Origin of the sequence: Nocardia vermiculata NBRC 100427 (assembly GCF_001613265.1) — a bacterium.
Taxonomy (GTDB): Bacteria; Actinomycetota; Actinomycetes; order Mycobacteriales; family Mycobacteriaceae; genus Nocardia; species Nocardia vermiculata.
On the sequence record NZ_BDCA01000002.1, the window covers coordinates 79,092 to 96,255 of the forward strand.

At 67.2% G+C, this 17,164-nt stretch carries 17 protein-coding genes and 1 pseudogene; 9 read left to right on the forward strand and 9 right to left on the reverse strand.

All coding sequences use genetic code 11. From position 1 onward, the window contains the following. Window positions 1–22: 22 nt before the first annotated feature. The gene (typA, locus tag NV2_RS04000) at window positions 23–1,924 is read right to left on the reverse strand and encodes a translational GTPase TypA (protein ID WP_067869529.1); all 1,902 of its coding nucleotides are present in this window, start codon (window positions 1,922–1,924) and stop codon (window positions 23–25) included. 129 nt (window positions 1,925–2,053) lie between these two features. Between typA and NV2_RS31675 the strand changes: the two genes are divergently transcribed. Both NV2_RS31675 and NV2_RS04005 read left to right on the forward strand, forming a co-directional pair. After that, complete coding sequence (locus tag NV2_RS31675; protein ID WP_168436057.1) at window positions 2,054–2,230, forward strand: hypothetical protein; 177 nt, start codon at window positions 2,054–2,056, stop codon at window positions 2,228–2,230. 29 nt (window positions 2,231–2,259) lie between these two features. Next, on the forward strand, window positions 2,260–2,553 hold the full coding sequence (locus NV2_RS04005; RefSeq protein ID WP_067869532.1) for a 4a-hydroxytetrahydrobiopterin dehydratase: 294 nt from the start codon (window positions 2,260–2,262) through the stop codon (window positions 2,551–2,553). 50 nt (window positions 2,554–2,603) lie between these two features. Here NV2_RS04005 and NV2_RS04010 read toward each other — a convergent pair whose 3' ends face one another. Then, window positions 2,604–3,935 (reverse strand): mannosyltransferase, encoded by a 1,332-nt coding sequence (locus NV2_RS04010; RefSeq protein ID WP_084473849.1) that lies wholly within the window; start codon window positions 3,933–3,935, stop codon window positions 2,604–2,606. 400 nt (window positions 3,936–4,335) lie between these two features. On the opposite strand from NV2_RS04010, the gene NV2_RS04015 reads away from it, so the two are divergent. Continuing rightward, window positions 4,336–5,220 carry an Rv1157c family protein gene (locus NV2_RS04015; protein ID WP_245662431.1) on the forward strand — a complete coding sequence of 295 codons (885 nt, stop codon included), beginning with the start codon at window positions 4,336–4,338 and terminating at the stop codon, window positions 5,218–5,220. Between the two features lie 228 nt (window positions 5,221–5,448). Then, window positions 5,449–5,763, forward strand: coding sequence for a hypothetical protein (locus NV2_RS04020; protein WP_067869538.1), 315 nt, complete (start codon window positions 5,449–5,451; stop codon window positions 5,761–5,763). 13 nt (window positions 5,764–5,776) lie between these two features. On the opposite strand, the gene NV2_RS04025 is transcribed toward NV2_RS04020, so the two are convergent. The 3 genes from NV2_RS04025 to NV2_RS04035 form a co-directional block, all read right to left on the reverse strand. Beyond that, window positions 5,777–6,511: a DUF1906 domain-containing protein gene (locus NV2_RS04025; protein ID WP_067869541.1), complete on the reverse strand. Its 735-nt coding sequence runs from the start codon at window positions 6,509–6,511 to the stop codon at window positions 5,777–5,779. Window positions 6,512–6,720: 209 nt separating this feature from the next. Next, on the reverse strand, window positions 6,721–7,869 hold the full coding sequence (locus tag NV2_RS04030; RefSeq protein WP_067869543.1) for a hypothetical protein: 1,149 nt from the start codon (window positions 7,867–7,869) through the stop codon (window positions 6,721–6,723). Between the two features lie 149 nt (window positions 7,870–8,018). Then, window positions 8,019–8,627: a CHAP domain-containing protein gene (locus tag NV2_RS04035; protein ID WP_245662432.1), complete on the reverse strand. Its 609-nt coding sequence runs from the start codon at window positions 8,625–8,627 to the stop codon at window positions 8,019–8,021. A gap of 180 nt (window positions 8,628–8,807) precedes the next feature. Between NV2_RS04035 and NV2_RS04040 the strand changes: the two genes are divergently transcribed. Genes NV2_RS04040 through NV2_RS04055 form a run of 4 tightly spaced genes read left to right on the forward strand, consistent with a single transcriptional unit; the run spans window position 8,808 to window position 12,380 of the window. Then, complete coding sequence (locus tag NV2_RS04040) at window positions 8,808–9,455, forward strand: ABC transporter permease (RefSeq protein ID WP_067869549.1); 648 nt, start codon at window positions 8,808–8,810, stop codon at window positions 9,453–9,455. Beyond that, window positions 9,452–10,642, forward strand: a complete 1,191-nt coding sequence (locus NV2_RS04045) for an ABC transporter ATP-binding protein (protein WP_067869552.1) — start codon at window positions 9,452–9,454, stop codon at window positions 10,640–10,642. The genes NV2_RS04040 and NV2_RS04045 overlap by 4 nt, the downstream gene beginning before the upstream one ends. Then, complete coding sequence (locus tag NV2_RS04050) at window positions 10,639–11,394, forward strand: ABC transporter permease (RefSeq protein WP_067869555.1); 756 nt, start codon at window positions 10,639–10,641, stop codon at window positions 11,392–11,394. Before NV2_RS04045 ends, NV2_RS04050 begins: the two co-directional genes overlap by 4 nt. Continuing rightward, window positions 11,391–12,380, forward strand: a complete 990-nt coding sequence (locus tag NV2_RS04055) for a glycine betaine ABC transporter substrate-binding protein (RefSeq protein WP_067869560.1) — start codon at window positions 11,391–11,393, stop codon at window positions 12,378–12,380. Before NV2_RS04050 ends, NV2_RS04055 begins: the two co-directional genes overlap by 4 nt. An 11-nt stretch (window positions 12,381–12,391) precedes the next feature. On the opposite strand, the gene NV2_RS04060 is transcribed toward NV2_RS04055, so the two are convergent. Further along, window positions 12,392–12,961, reverse strand: coding sequence for a hypothetical protein (locus NV2_RS04060; protein WP_067869563.1), 570 nt, complete (start codon window positions 12,959–12,961; stop codon window positions 12,392–12,394). A gap of 192 nt (window positions 12,962–13,153) precedes the next feature. Further along, entirely contained in the window at window positions 13,154–13,819 is a 666-nt protein-coding gene (locus tag NV2_RS04065) for a GNAT family N-acetyltransferase (protein ID WP_067869566.1), read from the reverse strand. Between the two features lie 296 nt (window positions 13,820–14,115). Between NV2_RS04065 and NV2_RS04070 the strand changes: the two genes are divergently transcribed. After that, window positions 14,116–14,661, forward strand: a complete 546-nt coding sequence (locus tag NV2_RS04070) for an HAD domain-containing protein (protein ID WP_067869570.1) — start codon at window positions 14,116–14,118, stop codon at window positions 14,659–14,661. Window positions 14,662–14,683: 22 nt separating this feature from the next. Here the strand turns inward: NV2_RS04070 and hpnE are convergent. Next, window positions 14,684–16,047: pseudogene (hpnE, locus tag NV2_RS04075) on the reverse strand (hydroxysqualene dehydroxylase HpnE). A gap of 232 nt (window positions 16,048–16,279) precedes the next feature. Then, window positions 16,280–17,119 carry a mycofactocin-coupled SDR family oxidoreductase gene (locus tag NV2_RS04080; RefSeq protein WP_067869573.1) on the reverse strand — a complete coding sequence of 280 codons (840 nt, stop codon included), beginning with the start codon at window positions 17,117–17,119 and terminating at the stop codon, window positions 16,280–16,282. Window positions 17,120–17,164: the final 45 nt, after the last annotated feature.

The following is a 17,164-nucleotide window of genomic DNA, read 5'->3' on the forward strand; positions in this document are numbered from 1 at the left end:
ACCTTAGTGGTGGGAGCGGCGGTTACGCCCCCTGGGCCGCGCGATCGCGGGCCTTGCGCCGTGAGGCTTCCCGGCCCCGCTCGGTGGCGCCGAGCGTGACCTTGCGTACCCGAACGATTTCCGGAGTGACCTCGACACACTCGTCGGCGGCACAGAACTCCATCGCCGCCTCGAGGTCCAGCTGCAGCGGCTTGGCCAGCGTCTCCAGCACATCACCGGTCGCCGAGCGCATATTGGTCAGCTTCTTCTCACGGGTGACGTTGATGTCGAGATCCTCGGCGCGCGGATTGATCCCCACCACATGCCCCTCATAGGTCACCGCGCCCGGCTCCACGAAGAACTGACCACGGTCGGCCAGCTGGATCATGGCGAACGGAGTGACCGAACCGGCACGGTCGGACACCAGCGAACCGGTGTGGCGGGCGCGGATCTCACCGGCCCACGGCGCATAGCCGTCGAATACGGCGTTGGCGATACCGGTACCACGCGTCTCGGTGAGGAAGTCGGTGCGGAAACCGATCAGGCCGCGCGAGGGGACGATGAACTCCATCCGCACCCATCCGGCCGAATGATTGCTCATCTGCACCATCTTGCCCTTACGGGCGGCCAGCAACTGCGTGATCGCCCCCAGATACTCGTCCGGGGCATCGATGGTCAGCTCTTCGAACGGCTCGTGCACCTTGCCGTCGACCTGCTTGGTGACCACCTGCGGCTTACCGACGGTCAGCTCGAAGCCCTCGCGACGCATCTGCTCGACCAGAATGGCCAGCGCGAGCTCGCCACGGCCCTGCACCTCCCACGCGTCCGGACGGCCGATGTCGAGAACACGCAACGACACGTTGCCGACCAGTTCCTGATCCAGCCGGGACTTCACCATGCGCGCGGTGAGCTTGTGTCCTTGCACCCGGCCGACCAGCGGGGAGGTATTGGTGCCGATGGTCACCGAGATGGCGGGCTCGTCGACGGTGATGCGCGGCAGCGCGACCGGATTCTCGGTATCGGCCAGGGTGTCGCCGATCATGATCTCCGGAATGCCCGCGACCGCGACGATATCGCCGGCCACGGCCTCCTCACCCGGCTGACGTTCCACGCCGACGGTCTTGAGCAGCTCGGTGATCTTGACGTTCTTGATGCCGTCGCCGTGCATCCAGGCGACGTTCTGCCCCTTCTTCAAGGTGCCGTTGTGGATCCGCACCAGGCCGATGCGTCCCAGGAAGGGCGAGGCGTCGAGGTTGGTGACATGGGCCTGCAGTGTGGCCGTCGGATCACCCTTGGGCGACGGCACGTACTTCATCAGCACCTCGAACAGCTCGTCGAGGTTCTCCGCCGCGGGAGCGCTGCCGTTGTCGGGGCGCTGCGTGGACGCCTTACCCTCACGGCCGGAGGCGTAGAGCACCGGCAGATCGAGCGCCAGCTCGGCGGCCTCGGACGCCTCGTCGTCCAGGTCCGATGCCAGATCCAGCAGCAGGTCGTGACTCTCCTCCACGACCTCTTCGATCCGGGCGTCCGGACGATCGGTCTTGTTCACCACCAGGATCACCGGCAACGAAGCGGCCAGTGCCTTGCGCAGCACGAACCGGGTCTGCGGCAGCGGCCCCTCGGAGGCGTCGACCAGCAGCACCACGCCGTCGACCATCGACAGACCGCGTTCGACCTCACCACCGAAATCGGCGTGGCCGGGAGTGTCGATGACATTGATCACGGTGACGCTGCCATCGGCGTTATGGCGATGCACTGCGGTGTTCTTGGCGAGAATGGTGATGCCCTTCTCGCGTTCCAGATCACCGGAATCCATCACGCGATCGACCGGCTCCGCTCGCTCGGCAAACGCACCGGACTGCCGCAACATGGCGTCGACCAGCGTCGTCTTGCCGTGATCGACATGAGCCACAATGGCGACATTGCGGAACTCGACAGACGACACGTGAATCCTCCTGCTGAATGAATGGGCTTCGGCCGACCCGCGCCATAGCGGCATGCGGCCGGGTTACACACTACAGAAACGCGGTCGGCCCCTGTTTCCCGCATGGGCGTTTCCATTAGTGTTGGCGCCATGAGCAAGGTGAAGGCCAAACAGGTCGCACAGCTCAAACCCAAGAAGAAATGCTGCCGCAAGAACAAGCGGTGTCTGAAATGCCCTGTTGTAGTAGCGAAAATGCGGAAATGCCAGGCCGCCGGGATCAAGGGCAAAGATCTCAAAAAGGCTCTCAAACGCGCACGAGCCGCCTGAGCAGGCGCGAGCAAGGGTAGAACCGAGATATGAGTACCCCACTGCTCTCCGACAACGAGATCGCCGCTGGGTTGCGCGAACTACCCGACTGGACCCGGACCGGCGCCAGCATCTCCCGAACCGTCGAAGCCCCCACATTCCTGGCCGGCATCGACCTCGTCAGGCGCGTCGCAGACTCCGCCGAACGAGTCGACCACCACCCCGACATCGACATCCGCTGGCGACGGGTCACCTTCACCCTGTCCACCCACTCCGAAGGCGGCCTCACCCGCAAAGACCTGGCCCTCGCCGGCCAGATCGACCGACTCGCCGCACAGAGTTGAACCAACACGCAGCGCTGATCAGAACGCAGCGCTGACCGACACGCGGCGAATCAGCTCGCGCCGACCGGCCCCGCCACCGCCTCGGGGGCCGGACGCACCGGACTCGGCCGCGACCGGCGCGCACCGGCCCGGATGATCCACACGAACGTCCCCACCACACCGAACACATAGATCGCACCCAGCCACGCCAGCACACCCGGACGCGAGATCTCCCAGATCGTCGGCTGGAAGAACGTCAGAATCCACGGAATCCCGACCAACGTCGTCACCATCCAGAACCCCGCCAGCACCCGCGACCCCGTCGAACGCAACGGCCCGTACACCAGCCACATCATCAACGGCAGCAACCAGACCCAGTGATGCGACCAAGAAATCGGCGACACCATCAGGCCGAACAACTGCACCACCAGCAACACGCCCAGCCGATCGTCACTCGCCACCGCACGCCAAGCGAACCAGGCCAGCACCGAGGTCAGCACCACCGCCCCCAGCCACCACGGCCCGAACGGAAGCTCGTGCCCGGCCACCGACCACGGCGCCCCCGCATCGTGGCCCAGAATCCGGCTCAACGCGCCACGCAACGACTGATTCACCACCGACCCAACCGGCCCGATACGGTTCGCATCCCCCAGCAGCGGGCCGAAATAGGTCCGCGTCTCCGACGACGAAATCAAGAAACTGACCCCGATCGTCGCCCCGAACACCACCACCGACCACACCGCCGCCGACCACCGCCGCCGCGCCAGAAAATAGAGCCCCGTCACCCCGGGCGTCAGCTTCACCCCGGCCGCCACGCCGACCAGCAGACCCGACAACCACGACCGCGCCGAATACGCCGCCGCCAACCCCGCCAGCACCAAGAAGACATTGACCTGGCCGTAATCCAAGGTCGTCCGCGTCGGCTCCAACCACACGCCGACCGCAGTCCAGACCAGCGCCGCCGCACGCCACTTCGGCTCCCGCGCGCCCGCACCGAACAACAGCGCGAAGGCCAGACGCACACAGGCATACAACGCCACCACGATCAACCCGAACCACACCAGCGTCACCAGCCCGAACGGCAGGAAATGCAGCGGATAGAACACCAGCGCCGCGAACGGTGGATAGGTGAACGGCAGCGGGAAATCCGGCGTCTTGTCGGCATAGACGAAGTCGTAGAGCCGCCCGGACCCCAGATTCGCGGCCCCGTCGACATAGACCCGCAGATCAACCACGTCCAGGCCGTGCGGGAGAACCAGCATCAGCACCAGCCTGGCCAGCACGGACACAGCCAGAATTGCCCCAGCCACACGAAGGTCGGCCAATCGGAGGTGTCGCACAGTGTTATTTTGCCTACGCTTCGCTCCGGCGGGGCTTCGGCCCCCTGGGCCTCGATTTTTCACTCCTCCGGTCAGTCGCTTCGCTCCCTCCCTCCGTCGCTCCAAAATCGAGGCGGGCCGAAACCCATGAGTAGGAGCACGCTGGGGAGGTTTGCCTGTCCGGTGCACTCATTCGGGTCTGACTCGTTTCGGTCCGGGCTCGCTTCGCATCGGGGTTCGGGGTTGGGGATGGATCTGTGGGCTACAGATCTGTGGGGTGTGCATTCTCGGCAGGGGGCACGATCGGATTATGTTTCGGTAACAGGCCGCGTCGGTGGTTGGGAATGCGCCAAGCGGGGGCAAGATCACGCGCACGGCTGTACAACACAGCGGCACTTTCCTAAAGTGTCGCGAAGCGATGCCCGCATCGCCGATGTCTCGCTTCGCATGACGAGGTACCCCGAGGTTAAGGACGGCAATACCAGTGCTTCGCACCAGAGGAACGCGATTCGCGTTGTCCGTGCTGGCCCTCGCAGCCGGCGCGGCACTCACAACGCCGACCATCGCGGTAGCCGACCCGGCACCCAAATCCCAGGCCGCCGATGTACCACTGGTCCCGGAAGGTGTTCCGGTCGATGCGATCGCCTCGCTGGCTCCGGCCATCGTGGGCGCAGCGGCGCAGGCGGGCAATATCGCCTCTCCCGGCGCGCAGACCATTCTCCAGCAGGCCATCGCCCTGCTCGATCAGACGAATCTGCCGCCCGAGGTCAAAAAGACCCTGCAGGCCATCGTCGCCTTCCTCGACGGCAGCGGTGGCGGCGGGCCGGAGATCCCGGAGAACGGGCCGGCCATCGCGCAATTCCTGTACCCCACCATCGGCAAGGACTGCATCGGCCCGGGCTCCGACTCGGTTGGCACCGCGCTGGCCGTACCCGGCCCCGCCGAGCTGCCGCCGCCCGGACCTGCTGCCGGCCAGGCGGGATTCGTCTTCACCGCCCTGGGCACCAAGGGGGTCACCCCAGAGCAGAATCCGCCGATGACCGTGCAGTGGTACAACATCGACAACCATCGGGGCGGTACCGTCGCGCTCACCGACGAGGCGCACATCAACCCGGACGGCCCGGCCACCCTGTCGGCGGTCGTCGACACCGGGCCCGGCCGTGTCGTCTCGGTGGTCGCCGGGTCGCTGACCACACACTCCGCCGATGATCAGACGCCGGTCACCTGCTCGTTCCTGCCGACGTTGGGTCTGTTCACCGTCGCCCCGGGCGATAACGCGGCCGCGGCGCCGGTGGCCGCACCGGGTGCTGCCGCCATTCCCGCGGCACATGTCCCCGGACAGCCCGCCGCGGTGCGCCCGCGCGGCTGAGTCCCCTTCCCTCCGGCGTCCCCGTCTCTCCGGCCCGGAGTAGTCGCCCCGAAGCGACACTCCGGGCCGTTTGCTGTCAATATGCTGAACTCCGGAAGCGACTGTGGTAGACCGCTAATTATGTCGACTGTCGATCAGCTCGAACGGTCTGCACCACCCGTCGCGGATGCCCTTGCGCCCCCGGAGACGTCACCTCGCCGCGGAAGCGGGAAGTCACGGCATTCGGTCATGTCGCGGCGGTCCTACCGCTCGATTCTGTCCATCCGATCGCACCGCTCGATCCTGTCGATCCGTTCCGAACGGTCGATCCTGTCGATCGGCTCCGCCTATTCGGTGCTGTCGATCGGCAGCGTGGGATCGATGCTGTCGGTGGGTTCCATCGGATCCTTCTTCAGCCTCGGCTCCGCCTTCTCCGGACTGTCGCGCTGGTCGCTGCTGTCCTGGATGGGGGTGCGCGAAGCGCCGGAGGCGCGGCCCACGCTGACCGTGGTGGCCGAGGAACCCGATCTGCTCGCCGATCCCACCTGTCACTGCCAGACCTAGCGGGCGGCCCCGCTCACCACGCGCCGTATTCCGGGGTGAGGATGTTGTTGACGTCCACACCCACGCCGCCGACGGTCCGGTCGTCGATTTCGATCTGGTGCAGGTTGGCGGCCGGGTGCACGAATCCCTCCGGGGTGCCCCAATTGTGCTGCCAGTACCAGGAGCCGAGGCCGGCGATGGATGCCAGCTCGATGGTGGGCGCATTGGCATACACCCCTAGATTCCCGTTGCCCACCACCGATTTCCAGCCCTCGAGGTAGGGCGCGATCAGTCGCGCGAAATCGACGGGAGACGGATTGTCGTCGATGGAGGCGTAGATCGGGGCGCCGTCCGGACCACCCGCATCCCGGTGTAGCTGCAGCCCGCGCTCGGCATGGCGTTTGCCGGCCTCCAGTCCGCCGCGCCAATCCGCGGTGTCGGCCTTGCCGAACTGGTAGCACGACACGACGACCAGTCCCGCCGCGTGCAAGGCCTCGACCTCACCCGAGCGCAACGGTTTGCCGGCCATCCACTCCGCGCCCGGGCGCCGATCGGAGACATACCGGATGGCGCCGGAATGCCCGGCGGCCCGGATCGCCTCCGCCGCAGGCACTCCCCCCGCATAGTCGAGCAGGGTGCCCAGAGATTTGCCGGTGGCAGCCGCGGGTGGGGCGAGCACGGCGGGGGCGAGGGCGGCCAGACCGGCCGCCGACGCCGCCGCACCGGCATATCCGAACAGGGTGCGCCGGGTCATCGGGACAGAACGCATCGAGAACTCCTTCGCACCGCATCGAGAACACCGGTACCGGTCGCCCCCGGGCACCGGCGGAACCACAAGTAAATCCGGCGCGTCTTCCCCGGAGACAACACGCTGTCATCCACGCGCCGGAAGTCCAACGTGGACTTATTTCACCACATGCACATGCGAATCGCCGGGCAAATCCCGTCACTTCCGCACCAGCAATAACAAACCCGCAGCTAACCGGCGGTTGCCGCATCGATTCGCGCCGCGACATCGATGACGCGACCACCCGGCTCCGCCAGTTCCGCTCGGATGACCTGGGCGACCTGGGCGGCAATCTGATGCCGGATCTTGCCGACCGAACCGAGCACCCGGGCCCGCCACCCCTGTGCTCGCAACTCCACAGTGACATCGGAAGCTCGTGGCGGAGTGGCATCGATGACGATCAGCAGCGGATCGGCGGCGCGCGCCCGCAACATCAGCGCGACCTCCACTTCCGCGCGATACCGATTGGACTTGAGCACATCGACGGTGATGTCGAGTCCGACCGGAATCGTCAGATCGAACAGAACCGGATCGTCCCCCGGGCGCCGGACCAGCCGCGGCATGCGCACCGCCCCCGCGACCTCGACGACCGCCCTGTCCCCCGGGCCGGTGCGCAGCGGACCCACCTCGACCGGGCGTCCGGCCAGATTCTCTACCACTTCACGTACCCGGTCGGCGGTGACGATCAGCGGGAAGAAGCGGCGCCCGAACTCCGCGTATTCGGTCCACTCGAAGTCCGTGCGCAGCAGATGCTCCGAGCGGGTGCGATTCATGATGGCCTCGACGTCGAACACCCGGCCGCGACGCGCCGACGGATCGGCGAGCATCGCGTTGAGCCGTGTCGCCACCTCTCGGCGCACCAGCACGGAGATCGGATCGAGCAGCACGTCGACGGCCGCGCCGACCGCTTGCGCGCGCACCGCGAAGCTGACGTCCCGCGCCCGCACCGGGGGAATGTCGATGACGATCAGCAGCGGATCGGCGGTGCGCGCGTGCAGGGTCAGATCGATCTCCACCGTGGCCTCGAGCCGGAACTGCTGTCCGCCCAGGGTGACGGTGAGATGCATGGATACCGGAACCCGGACCTCGAAGGTGACGTGCGGTCCGCTGCGGGCGATCACCGGCTTACCGACGCTGCCCTCGGCCACGAGCCCGGCCATCCCGGCCGGACCGATGGAGAACGGCCCGATCGTCATTCCCCGCCCGGCCATCCCGGCCACCGCCGCCTCGATCCGGTCCCGGTTGACCGCGTGCACGACGAATCGCTCACCGAATTCCGCGTAGTCCAGCCACGCGTAGTCCGTCCACGGGGTGACATCGTGCGCGCCGGGCTGTGCCATCTGCTCCCATTTCTCGCCGGTGACTCACACCTACACACGCAGATCCCCGTCCTGCCGATGAGGGGGCAGCAGGACGGGGACCGCTACGGCGGCGCTGCCGGGCGCCGCCGGGTACATCGTAAGGGCGGGTGCCGTGCACCTCCCCCACGTCACATATGGCCGAAACCGACGATACCGCGAACCTGTGACGGGTCGTACCGGTGAATCCGGACCGCATCGCGTTCGTTGCCGCCGATCGTGGTCAATGTCTCCGGATCGGCGGCCAGGACGATGTTCGTGTGCTGCCCGAACGGGCTCGCGGCCGCGTAGATCACCACATCACCCGGCCGCGGCCGATACCCGGAATCGGCCGCCGCGAATCGACCGTTCGCTTCGAAATACTCCTGCAGGGTCGACACGCCGGGGATCCGCCACGATCCGGAGTTCGGATTCGACAGCGGCCGACCGGCCTCGCGGTACACCCAGCTGACGAAATCCGCGCACCATGCCTCGTCTGCGCCCTGGGCGTATTTGGGTCCCGCACCCGGATTCGAGAATTCGGCACGCGTCACCGCGATGATGCGGTCGCGCTGCGGCTCCAGCGCCCCGGCATCGGTATCGGGGAAGCGATCGAGCCGCTCCCCCGCAATGGGTGCGCCATGGTCCTGCCAGCGCGGCAGCCCCACCACGACCCCCACCGCGAGCGCGCCGATCACCACCAGTACCGACAGCAGCAGCCAATGCGTGCGCTCGAATCCACGCATCCCGGAAATACTCACGAGATTATCTCCGTCCCCGACCGGAATTCGGCCTCCTGACTAGTTCGACGCAGCATCACCCCCGCCGGTTCCACCACACGATGTGATCGGCCCGAACCGCTTCCGGCCCCCGGGGTGCCTGCGCGCACCGCGCGCTATCGATACACTGAGACGCCGCCGAGCTCTGGGAGGACATCGCCGGTGGACACCCTGTGGACCTTCGTGGTCGACCACCGTGAGCAACTGCTCACCGATTCCTATCTCCACGTCTCCGCTGTCGTGCAGTCGGTTGTCATCGCGACCGTGGCCGCGGTGCTGGTCGGGATCGCCGTATTTCGCAGCCCGTGGGGTTCGGCCGCCGCGACCGCGGCCGCGAGCGTCGTGCTGACAGTGCCGTCGTTCGCGCTGCTGGGGCTGCTCATCCCCGTCCTGGGGCTGGGAGTGCGGCCGACCGTGACCGCGCTGGTTCTCTATGCCCTGCTCCCGATCCTGCGCAACACCATCATCGGCCTGGCGTCGGTGGATCCCGCGGTCGCCGATGCGGCGCGTGGCGTGGGCATGAACCGGCTGCGGGTGCTGGCCCGGATCGAACTGCCGCTGGCGTGGCCGTCGATCTTGGCCGGGATGCGGGTCAGCACTCAGATGAGCATGGGAATTCTGGCGATGGCCGCCTACGCCAAGGGACCGGGACTCGGCAATCTGATCTTCACCGGGCTGGCCCGTCTGGGCAGTCCGACCGCCGTCCCACAGGCCCTGACCGGCACGGTGGCGATCATCGTGCTGGCCTTGCTGCTCGACGCCGTACTCGTGGGCGTCGGCAGGCTCACCACCTCGAGGGGAATAGCGTGACCGATACCGCCACCACCGCGAACACCGGCCATCCGCCCGCGGAGATCGTGCTCGATGCGGTGACCAAACACTATCCCGGACAGCCCGATCCGGCGGTGGACCGCATCTCGATGACGATTCCCGCCGGGGAGATCGTGGTGTTCGTCGGCCCTTCGGGCTGCGGTAAGACGACCACGATGCGGATGATCAACCGCCTGATCGAACCGACCTCCGGCACCATCACCATCGCCGGCCGCGATGTGACCTCGGTCGATCCGGACCGTTTGCGCCGAGGCATCGGTTACTCGATTCAACAGTCCGGGCTCTTCCCGCACCTGACCGTCGCCCGCAATATCGCGACCGTGCCCGGCCTGCTCGGCTGGAACCGGAAGCGGGTCGCCGCCCGGGTGGACGAGATGCTGGAGCTGGTCGGCCTGGACCCCGGCACCTACCGGGGGCGCTATCCGCGGCAACTGTCGGGCGGGCAGCAGCAGCGCATCGGTGTGGCCCGCGCACTCGCCGCCGATCCACCGGTGTTGCTGATGGACGAGCCGTTCGGTGCCGTCGACCCGATCACCCGCGGACTGCTGCAGGACGAACTGCTGCGGCTGCAGACCGAACTGCACAAGACCATCGTGTTCGTAACCCACGATTTCAACGAGGCGGTCAAACTCGGCGACCGGATCGCGGTGCTGGGTGACCGCTCCCGCATCCTGCAATACGACACCCCCGCGGCGATCCTGGCCGATCCGGCCGACGAGACGGTGGCCGGTTTCGTCGGCGCCGACGCCGCACTCAAACAGCTCACCCTGGTCCGGGTCGCGGATGTGGAACTGCAGGACTGCGTCACCGCCGGGGTGGACGATCCGGTCGAGGCATTGGGTGCGGCGCTGCGGTCGAGCGGCCGCGAGTGGGGCCTGATCCTGGACTCCGGCCGGCGTCCGCTGCGCTGGGTCTCCGCCCCCCAATTGGATCGCGCCGAGTCGATGTCGGAGGTCGGGGTGCCAGTCACCGGCACCGTCACCGCGGAGTCGACCCTGCAGGCCGCGCTCGAACAGCTGCTGGCCGAAAGCTCCGCCACCGCCGTCGTCACCGGCCACGACGGCACCTACGCCGGACTCGTCGCCATCGACACCCTGATCGGCCATCTGTCGAACGTGCGCGCCGCGCATCGACAAGCCGCCGCGCAGCCGGGCGGACAACCGTGAGCGCGGCGGTCGGGAACGAGCGCCGCGCCGACCGGATCCGGCTGTTCGCCCAGCCGGTTCTGGCCCTCGCGCTGGCCGCGGGGGTGCTGGTATGGGCGTTCGACCGCACCCTCACCGCAACCCAAGCGGCCAGTATCAACGCCGACAACCTCGTCACCGTGCTGCGCCAGCACATCGCCATCACCGCGACCGTGGTGATCATCGTGGTGGTGGTGTCGGTGCCACTGGGCACCCTGCTCACCCGGCCGGGCTATCGACGGCTCGCACCGCTGTTCGTCGGGATCGCCAATATCGGTGCGGCCGCACCCGCCATCGGCCTGATCGTGCTGACCTACCTGTGGACCGAACAGACCGGGTTCTGGGTGGGAGTGGCGCCGATCGCGTTCTACGCGCTACTTCCCGTGCTGCGCAACACGATCCTCGGATATCAGCAGGTCGACCCGGCGCTCGTCGATGCGGGACGCGGGCAGGGGATGTCCGCACTGACGGTGCTGCGACGCATCGAGTTCCCACTCGCGGTCCCCTACATCCTGGCGGGCCTGCGTACCTCGCTGGTGCTGGCCGTCGGTACCGCAACGCTGTCGTTCCTGGTCAGCGCCGGTGGTCTGGGCATCCTCATCGATACCGGCTACAAGCTGCGCGACAATGTCACATTGTGGGTCGGGGCGATTCTCGCGGTGGCGCTGGCACTACTGGTGGATTGGCTCGGTGCACTGGCCGAACAGTTCCTGGGGCCGCGGGGGTTGCGATGACCACGCTCGCGCGGATCGGCCGCCGCAGCTGTGCCGCGGCGGCGATGCTGCTGGTAACCCTGCTGGCCGCCTGTGGGCTGGACGCGGGCGGTGCGGTCCCGCTGCCGGTCGGTCCGGGCAGTATCAGGCCGGTTCCCGCACTCGACGGTGTTCGGGTCACGGTGGGCTCCAAGGACTTCACCGAACAGAACATCCTCGGCTATCTGATCGAGTTCGCGCTCACCGCCGCCGGTGCGCAGGTACGGGATCTGACCAACATCACCGGTTCCAACAGTCTGCGAGATGCGCAACTGCACGGGCAGGTCGATATCGCCTACGACTACACCGGCACCGGATGGATCAACTATCTCGGCAACGAGACGCCGATCCCGGGATCCACGGAACAATTCGAAGCGGTACGCGACGCCGATCTGGCCCAGCACGACATGGTGTGGTCGGATCCGGCGCCGATGAACAACACCTACACCATGGTCACCACCGCAGACAGCGCCGCCCGCACCGGCGCCCGCACGCTATCGGACTACGCCCGGCTGGTGAACACCGACCCGAGCACCGGCGCGACCTGTCTCGGCACCGAATTCAGTGTGCGCCAGGACGGTTTCCCGGGCCTGGCCCGCAAATACGGTATCGATCCGAACAAGGTGAACAAGAAGATCATGCAGGATTCGCTGGTCTACTCGGCCACCGCCAACGGCAGTTGCCAGTTCGGCGACGTCACCGCCACCGACGGCCGCACCAAAGCGCTGAATCTGGTGCAGCTCGACGACGATCTGAACTTCTTCCCCAAATACAATGCGGCGCTGGTGATGCAGAAGTCGTTCGCCGACGCGCACCCGCAGATCTCCGAGGTGATGGCACCCATCTCGACGCTGCTCACCAACGAGGCCATCACGGAACTGAATCGCAAGGTCGATGTCGACGGCGGGGAGCCTGCCGTCGTCGCCCGCGATTGGCTGGTCGAGCAGGGCTTCGTCACCGCCGGTTGACGTTTCGGAGGTCAGGCGAGGGCGCTGCGGAGCCCGAGCCAGCGGGCGCCCGGATCGGCGAAACCGTGATACATCAACGGAATACGCTGGTCCACGCCGAAATACCGGTACACGGCGAGCATCGTCTGCCGGACGGAGTGATCGGCGAAGTCGTCGATCCGACGCGGGCCGACGGCGTGTTCGGGTAGTCCGGCCAACCGGGTGAGCTCCGCCGGGTCGTGCGTGTCGAGTCCGAGCGGGCCGTCGCCGATGTAGTGATCGTGGAAGATGTGGCGGAGATCAGGGGTGCCGACGTCCTGGTCGGGCCGGCCCGCGGCACTCGGCAGCGCGCGTACGCCGGCACCGGGGAGTGTGGTCGACTCCAGTTCGGCGGTCAGGTCCGGATCCGGTCGGAGCCCGCCGCGTACGGGGGCCTGCTCGAGCAGATGCAGCATGTACGCGCCGCGGACTCGTGGTTCGGGCACCAGGAACAGGCTCACCAGCGGGGCGGCCTGTTCGTCGTCGACGAGGCACAGGCGAGTGTGCGACCGGTCGAGCCGATGGTGCGAGGCGGACTGCGGAGGATGCACAGGTTCGGACATGTGGGCTCCTGCTGGAGGGCCACCGGCCCTCTCACGACTACGCGAATGCGGTCCGAGACTTGCCGGACACCCGATTCGGACCGATCCCTCGGCGTCCGACCGCTGCGCCACCAGTATAGAAGCCGGAGCAGACACCGGAAATCCGGAGTTCGCTGTCCGGTTGCCACGCCGCTCGATCAGGCGTTGACTCGATCAGGCATGGAGCAGCCGCACCTTCCGCACCAGTCCGGCGTTGATCCGCGCCCGTACCGCCGGCCACTCCTCATCGAGGATCGAATAGAAGGCGGTGCTGCGGACGGTGCCGTCCAGGCCGCGCGAATGAGCTCGGCGCACCCCGTCGCTGGTAGCCCCCATCCGTTCGATCGCCCGGCGCGAACGCTCGTTCCGCATATCGACGCGCAGCGCGATCCGGCGCACCCGCCACACCTCGAAAGCGTGCGCGAGCAACAGCAGTTTCGACTCCAGGTTGATACCGCAACCCCGCGCCCGCACCGAGAGCCAGGTGTTGCCGATCTCGGCGGCGTCGGGCACCGCGTGCACCGGGTCGCCGGTGGGCATACCGTGCACCACCGGCCAGACCATGGGGCCCTGCCAGTAGTCGAAGCGGTTGAACCGGGTCGATCCCAGCACCGCCCCGTCGGATCGGGCCACGACCGCGAACGCCAGCGCGGTGCCGACGGCCTGCGCGGCCGCGGCCTGGGCGACGTAGTCCGCCGCCTCGACCGAGCCGTGCGGGACGGGAGTGAAGGTATACGCATCGCGATCCGCGGCGCCCGCCTCGGCGAGCCCCGGAACATGGTGCGGTGCCAATGGTTCCAGCCGCACCAGGCGGCCGGTCAGAATGACAGGTGCAGGCACGTTCCCTCGATCTTTCGGGACGGACGGCGGCCCCCAGCACGATCGTCACACCGGCCACAACGCTCCGGATCGACGACCAGTCCTGGCGCGCCGGCAGCAGCATCGGACAATGAGATGAACGATAACCGAATGTGTGCTGTCGACGATACAGGTGCGCGGTGAATTCCGGTATGCCCTTCGCGTGTCGAGCGGCGCGTCGCAATCGGTTATCCGGTCGACACGAAACCGTTGCCGGAGCGGGCGACTCGCACCGAGCAGGCACCGTAACCTGGACAGTGCGACCGGGGAGGGTACCGATGACCGAAGCAGCCCGCGCGGCGATTCTGCTCGATATCGACGGCCCCCTCAACCCCTGCCCACGGCCGGCGCTCCCACCCCCACCCGGTTTCCGCCCGTACACCCTGCAGCACAGCATCATTGCGGCGATACCCCCGATCGAGCAGCGGGTCCTGCTCGATGCCGGGCTGGGCCGGCGGCTGCTGGATCTGGCCGAGTCCACCGATGCCGATCTGGTGTGGGCCACGGCCTGGGAGTACGCGGCGAATACGGTGATCGGCCCGGTACTGGGCCTGCCACCGCTGGAGGTGATCATCTTCGAGGACACCGGGATTCGCCACCGCGACGGGCACCACGGCAAGCTGCCCACCATCGAACGGTGGGCGCGACAACGGCCGATCTGCTGGTTCGACGACGAATTCCAGCCCGCCGACCAGGACTGGGCCGCTGCGCGCAGTGCCGACCGCGCCCCGACCCTGCTGGTGCCGGTGGACCGGCACACCGGTCTGACGAACGAGCATCTGGACCGCGCCCGCACCTTCCTGCAGCGGCTCCCGGCCGGGTGAATGCGGCCGGCCGGAATCCGGCTCAGGCGGGCCGCGCCGGCTGTTTCAGCAGCTCGTCCACGGCGCGGGCCGCACTCTGCACCGCGCTTTCCATGGTCGCCGACCAATCGGTACGGGTCCAGTCCCCGGCGAGCATCAGGTTCGGCACCGAGGTGCGCTGGTCGGGACGCAGCCCGGCGGTGCCCAGGGATTGGGAGAAGGTGGCCTTGGGCATCTTCACCACATGCCCGTGCACCACCCGCGCCTCGGCGGCCTCGGGATAGTAGCGGCGCAGCAGGTCCAGCTGCTCGGTGACGATCTCGTCGTGACTGCGGTGGATCTGTTCGTAAGCACCACTGGTGGTCAGACAGTACAGCCAGGTGCCGTTCGGTTCGCGACCGTGCATGCGTTGCCGGTCGAAGACCTCGTCGATGACACCGGTACCACCGATGATCGCCTCCATGGCACTGCGGGTGCCCAGCGGGCGATCCAGATACAGATTGGTGCTCACAATCGGTGTGACACCCAATTTATCTGCGGCGGCGTAGATCTCGGCGTGCTCGGGTAGGTCGTCCAAGAGCCCGCGCAGGTTCGAGTTGGGGACTGCGCAGATCACCGCATCGGCGGCGATCGTCGTTCCGTCGGCCAGTTCCACCGCGGTGACCGCACCGTCGGAGATCCGGATCCGATCGGCCACCGCGCGATAGCGCACCTCGACCCCGGTGCGGCGGAACAGCTCCTCGGCACCGTGCACGAAAAGGGTGTCCAGGTCGACGGTCGGATAGCCGATGGTCACCGCGCGCCGGTCGCGGATCCCCAGCCGGATACCGGTCGCCAGGACATCGGCGAACACCTTGGCGCACTCCCGCTGCACCGGCTCGGCCGCGATTCCCAACGCCAGCCAATCCCACAGTGCGGTACGGGCTTTCGCTGGCTACCGAGGCGCTCGAACCATTGTTCGGTGGTGATGTCAGCCAGATCGCCGGGCTGGTTGACCGCCTGATAGCCCAGGCGCACCGTGGCGCGGGCCGCGGCCAGCCGTTCGAGTGGTCCGGCATCGGGATGTGCGCCGGTGAGCGTCGCCAGCGCACCGATTCCCCTGGTGTGCAACGGCGTTGCGCGGCCGCCGGGCCAGCGCAAGGTACCACCGCCCGGAAATTCCAGGTACTTCTCGGTCCCGATACTGCGCAGGTACCGGAACAGGTGGTTGTATCCGCTGGCGATCACATGCTGGCCGTTGTCGGGGACATCGCCGACCTCGGGCACGGTCATCGCCTGGGTACGTCCGCCCAGGCGCGCGCGCCGCTCCAGCAGGGTCACCTGCCGCCCTGCCTCGGCGAGCCACACCGCCGACGCGAGCCCGGCGAGCCCTCCACCGATCACTACGAAACGACGACCGTCACCCATCCGAACCTCCGCGTGTACCAGAGGGTTCCGGCCCGAGTCGCACCACGACGCGATACCACGGGGCCGCTCCGGTTGCAGCCACTGTAGACAGCGCCGAATCATAGGGTCAACGGTGAGGCAAATATTGTTGCATTCTCTCGACAGCTCGGGTGCCGGAGAACGACGGCGACGGATCCGACACGGATCGCCGGACCCGCCGCCCTCACCCACGCTTCCGGGGCACTGCGGCTTGCTACTTGAGCATGCTGCCGCCGTCGACCGTGACCGGAAGCCCTGTGACGTACCGGGATTCGTCCGAGGCCAGGAACAACACCGCATTGCTGATATCGACCGGCTCCACCCAGCCGATGGGCAGCACGTGCATGAACTCCGCGACGGGACGGAAATCGTCCACGCCGGGATTCTCCAGATCGGGACGGAACATCTTCATGGTGCCCTCGTTCATGAACATCGGCGTGTTCACGTTCGTCGGATGCACCGAGTTGACCCGGATCGACTGCGCACCCAGTTCGACCGCGAAGGTACGCATCAGGCCGACCACACCGTGCTTGGCAGCGACATAATGCCCGGTATTGGGATAGGCCTTGAGCCCGCCCACCGAGCTGGTCAGGATGATCGAACCGCCGTTGCCACCGCTGATCACGTGGGGCACACCGGCTTTGACCGTTTTCCAGACACCCTCGAGATTGATCCCGAGCATCGTGTCCCAGTCTTCCTGACTGGTTTCGGCGAGCGTCGCCCCGCCGTTGCCGATGCCCGCATTCGCCACGATGATGTCGAGGCGGCCGAGCTGTTCCACACTGTCGTCGACGGCGGCCTTCAGCGCGTCGAAATCACGGACGTCGACCTCCGCGGTGATGATCCGCCGCCCCAGCCCCTTCACCAGTTCGACCGTCTCGGCCAGATCGGCCGGGGTCGAGTGTGGAATCAGATCGGTGCCGCTGACCGGTTTACACACGTCCACGGCGATGATGTCGGCGCCCTCTTCGGCAAGGCGCACCGCATGGCTACGCCCCTGCCCCCGTGCCGCACCCGTGATGAAGGCAACCTTGCCTTCTACCCGACCAGCCATAAAACACCTCGTTCGTTGCCGCTCGAGCACATCGATGCTCGATGT

Coding starts and splice junctions, on each gene's coding strand:
- NV2_RS31675 (WP_168436057.1), top strand. CDS start 2,054: ATGAGCAAGGTGAAGGCCAAACAGGTCGCACAGCTCAAACCCAAGAAG.
- NV2_RS04005 (WP_067869532.1), top strand. CDS start 2,260: ATGAGTACCCCACTGCTCTCCGACAACGAGATCGCCGCTGGGTTGCGC.
- NV2_RS04020 (WP_067869538.1), top strand. CDS start 5,449: ATGTCGCGGCGGTCCTACCGCTCGATTCTGTCCATCCGATCGCACCGC.
- NV2_RS04025 (WP_067869541.1), bottom strand. CDS start 6,511: ATGCGTTCTGTCCCGATGACCCGGCGCACCCTGTTCGGATATGCCGGT.
- NV2_RS04030 (WP_067869543.1), bottom strand. CDS start 7,869: ATGGCACAGCCCGGCGCGCACGATGTCACCCCGTGGACGGACTACGCG.
- NV2_RS04055 (WP_067869560.1), top strand. CDS start 11,391: ATGACCACGCTCGCGCGGATCGGCCGCCGCAGCTGTGCCGCGGCGGCG.
- NV2_RS04060 (WP_067869563.1), bottom strand. CDS start 12,961: ATGTCCGAACCTGTGCATCCTCCGCAGTCCGCCTCGCACCATCGGCTC.
- NV2_RS04070 (WP_067869570.1), top strand. CDS start 14,116: ATGACCGAAGCAGCCCGCGCGGCGATTCTGCTCGATATCGACGGCCCC.
- NV2_RS04080 (WP_067869573.1), bottom strand. CDS start 17,119: ATGGCTGGTCGGGTAGAAGGCAAGGTTGCCTTCATCACGGGTGCGGCA.